This window comes from Nonomuraea sp. NPDC049784 (genome assembly GCF_040659615.1).
Lineage (GTDB): Bacteria > Actinomycetota > Actinomycetes > Streptosporangiales > Streptosporangiaceae > Nonomuraea.
Genome location: NZ_JBFAMX010000875.1, coordinates 1 through 3,286, shown reverse-complemented (window position 1 = coordinate 3,286; position 3,286 = coordinate 1). Strand labels below are relative to the sequence as shown.

Sequence of the window (3,286 nt, the reverse complement as noted above, 5' to 3'; positions counted from 1 at the left end):
GGTGGGGGCGAACAAGTGCCTGGACGTCAGCGGCGCCGGCACCGCCAACGGCACCAAGATGCAGATCTGGACCTGTCACGGCGGCACCAACCAGCGTTGGACCCGTGTCTGAGGCCATCCGTCCACACCCCGGGGAGTGGCCAGGAGCCCTCCACTGACGCTCGCGAAACGGCGCTGATCGCAGTGGCCACCCGTGTGGTGGCCGAGCCCTCATCGCTGACAGACGAGGATGTCGCCGAGCTAAAGGCACATGGCCGGAGTGAGCGGATCATCGCGGAAATCCCCGGCCTGGTCGCCCTTAACTTGCTGACTGACAGTTTCCTCAGCCGCATCGTTGCTCGTAGGGGCAGCGCAGTGTGGTCTGGTTCGTGCAGGGGGCACTTGATCTTGACCAGCGGTTCCGGCCGCTGACCAGGGCGAACATCGTAGGCACGGGCGGGCCTCCAGTCTCACGGAGTCCCGCCGTTCTCATCGACGCTCGCAGGTTGTGGGCGAGTCCTGGGCTCGGTTGCCGCCGCGTCGACCACGGTCAGGGCCGCTCGGCCGGAGGTGACGTGCTCGCCGGACGTGTTCAGCGGGCTGTCGCCCGCATGGGGCCTGGCCCGGCCCCGGGTGGCGGCGAGTACGAGCCCGGACAGACCCGTGGTGCGCGGCGCCCTGCTAGTCGCGGTCGAACAGGCGCGGGAGCGGGTGTTCTTCGGCGATCTATGAGCCGGCTGTCCGGCGTAACTGAGCTTGATGGCGGGACCAGCCGTCAACCGGCGCGCCGACACTCTTCCAGCCCAGGCTGCCACGTCCGCGGGGCAACATCGTCGACTCGCGACAGGCCCGACGATCATCGCTACCCTTCGACAATGTCATTCCATTACCGATCGCTTGGCGCGGTAGCGCTCGCGACAGCTGCTTTGTTCACCACACCCTCGATCACGCAGGCGCACGAAACGCCCACGGCCGCGGAGGATCGAGTCTTACGGGTCTACAACAACAACATCGAGAACCTGGTGAGAAACAACGCCGACGGCACGTGCACCCGAATCTCAGGCCCGGACCACCTCACGTCGATGCTCGTCGACGACAACGGCAAGACGGGCACCTCTGGCGTGAAGCCTCCCGATCTCCTGATCGTGCAACAGGTGCGTGGCACTGGACAGGCCACGGCATACGCCGACCAGCTCGGGGCCAAGTTCGGCTATCCGGCGGGCACCTACAAGGCGCTCGTGGCCTGGGACGACCCCGAGGAGTGGGGCAGTTCGCACAAGTGCAGCGAGCAGGCGCTCGGCGACCTGAAGAAGAAACAGACCAACGGGATCATCTACAACACCAGAACGCTGAGCCTCGCGGCGGGTGACGTCTCCAAATACTGGAGCGCGGGCTGGTTGAAGCCTGGAACACCGTACAACGGCGGGGCCGGGTGCACGCTGTACAAGCCGCCGGACAGCGACGACGGCGCCACCAACGAATACAAATGGAAGCGCACCAGCGCTCTCGCGGCGAGGTTCACGATCAAGGAAACGGGGACAACCGTCTTCGCCGCGACCATGCACCTCCCGGAACAGAACGGAGCCAACGCCTGCGCGGGCGCGGGCTACACGGGCATCGCCAATTCCGGCATCCACGTCGGCGCGGACGCCACGAGCTTAATGAACGCGTCAACGATCCGCATGATCGGGATCGACGCGAATCGCACGAACATCGCCCCCACAACACTCGGCGGTTTCGGCATGACCGGCTATGGAGCAAAAGCAACCGACGGGTCCAGGAAGATCGACTACCTCTTCGTCAGGGGCGCCGTGCGGCCGTCGAGCATTGATCACACGGTCGGCAGTACGAAGTCAAACCATCTCGCGCTGTACGGGTTCATCGAGTTCTGAACCCCCACGGCGCCAGTAAACGCTGGATCAGGCCAGATCGTCCCAGGGCTGGTGGAGCGAGGTGAAGAAGCGGAGCAGCGCCCCAGGAGCCGACTGGCTGGAGGAGCAGTCCAGTGGTGTTCCCCCCGGGCGTGGGACGGATCCGCCAGACGACCGAGAGCCCAGGTGAGGTGGAACCACAGCACGCGAGCTTCCCACACCGGTGTACTCGTTGAGGTCCCCTCGCCGGTCGCCTGACGGTAGCCGTCGAGCAATGGACGGGACGCCGGTGAGGGGCACCTTGGCGAAGTCGAACTTGAGTGTCCTGTCCGCCCGAACCCTTCGGAGTCCGGACCAACTCTTCGGAGGATCTTGCGGCGTCCGGACTTACCTTTCGGGTGCGTCGTGGGCGCTGTCCGAGACGAATCGACGAGCGGGACTCCGCCCGAGCCGACCGGTGATCTTGTGCTTGTCCGGGTGCCTGTAGGCCCTTGAGTCTGAGGGGCAGGCTCCGTTGATCGAGCAGTCCGAGTTCACCTCATCAACGACGTCGGGATGACGCTGTGTCACGAGGTCGAGACCTTCGCCGCGTATCCGAATCTGCCGAATTGAGGATGTCCGACGGGCCCGCTGGGTGGTGACGAGCTCGCAGGGGCGATCAGTCTGGCTCTTGTGGTCGACGGCGTCGCGGATCGCCTGCACTCCTTGTGACCTTGCCATTCGGGCACTGCCACGCTCGTCGGACGTCTGCCGAGATTGTCCGGGCTGCGGACGGAATGAATGGGCCCGGGGTGCTCTACCGGATCAGGCAGAACGGGTGGCCGGCCGGGTCGGTGAAGACCCTGAAGCGGTCGCCGCCGGCGTTCAGGTGGGACGCGCCCAGCTCCAGTGCCCGGGCCTCGCCGGTGTCGAGGTCGTCGACAAGGAGGTCGAGGTGGGCCTGCTGCGGGTGCGCCGGGTCCGTCCAGCGGGGCGGGTTGTAGTCGCTGATCTGCTGAAACATCACGTTCCTGCCGTCAGCGGAGATGAGCGCGCCCTCGGGACCGTCGTAGGTGACCTCCATGCCGGTGAGGTCGGCGTAGAAGCGGGCCAGGGCTGACGCGTCGGGGGCGTCGATCGTCACCGCGAACAGGCCCATCACCGGGCCGACGCCGTCCCTCTGGCAGAGGTCGAACGGGTGACCGGCCGGGTCGGCCAGCGTGATCCAGGTCGGGCCGTCGGCCAGCCGGGTGGCGCCGAGGCCGACCGCCCGCTTGGCCTCCGCCTGGGGATCGTCGGTCTGCAGGTCGAGGTGGAACTGCTGCGGGTGCTCCTGCCCGGGCCACTGTGGCGCGACGTGGTCCGGTGCGCGCTGGAATTCGATCTCCTGGCCGTCCGGACTCTGGACGCCGAACCGGTCGGAATCCTTCCGGACGACGTCCCAACCGGTGAGTTTG

General features: G+C 66.5%; 4 protein-coding genes. 3 read left to right on the top strand and 1 reads right to left on the bottom strand.

All coding sequences use genetic code 11. The features are described from left to right. Nucleotide 1 precedes the first annotated feature (1 nt). The 3 genes from AB0J09_RS60240 to AB0J09_RS60230 all read left to right on the top strand — a co-directional run bounded on the left by AB0J09_RS60240 (nucleotide 2) and on the right by AB0J09_RS60230 (nucleotide 1,871). Nucleotides 2-112: an RICIN domain-containing protein gene (locus AB0J09_RS60240; protein WP_360712767.1), complete on the top strand. Its 111-nt coding sequence runs from the start codon at nucleotides 2-4 to the stop codon at nucleotides 110-112. A 437-nt stretch (nucleotides 113-549) separates the two neighbouring features. Next, entirely contained in the window at nucleotides 550-711 is a 162-nt protein-coding gene (locus AB0J09_RS60235) for a hypothetical protein (protein ID WP_360712764.1), read from the top strand. Between the two features lie 143 nt (nucleotides 712-854). Then, a complete protein-coding gene (locus AB0J09_RS60230; RefSeq protein WP_360712761.1) occupies nucleotides 855-1,871 on the top strand; it encodes a hypothetical protein in 1,017 nt (338 codons plus the stop codon). A gap of 775 nt (nucleotides 1,872-2,646) precedes the next feature. Here AB0J09_RS60230 and AB0J09_RS60225 read toward each other — a convergent pair. Further along, nucleotides 2,647-3,286 (bottom strand): VOC family protein (locus tag AB0J09_RS60225; RefSeq protein WP_360712758.1); only part of this gene is annotated, 640 nt, incomplete at its 5' end.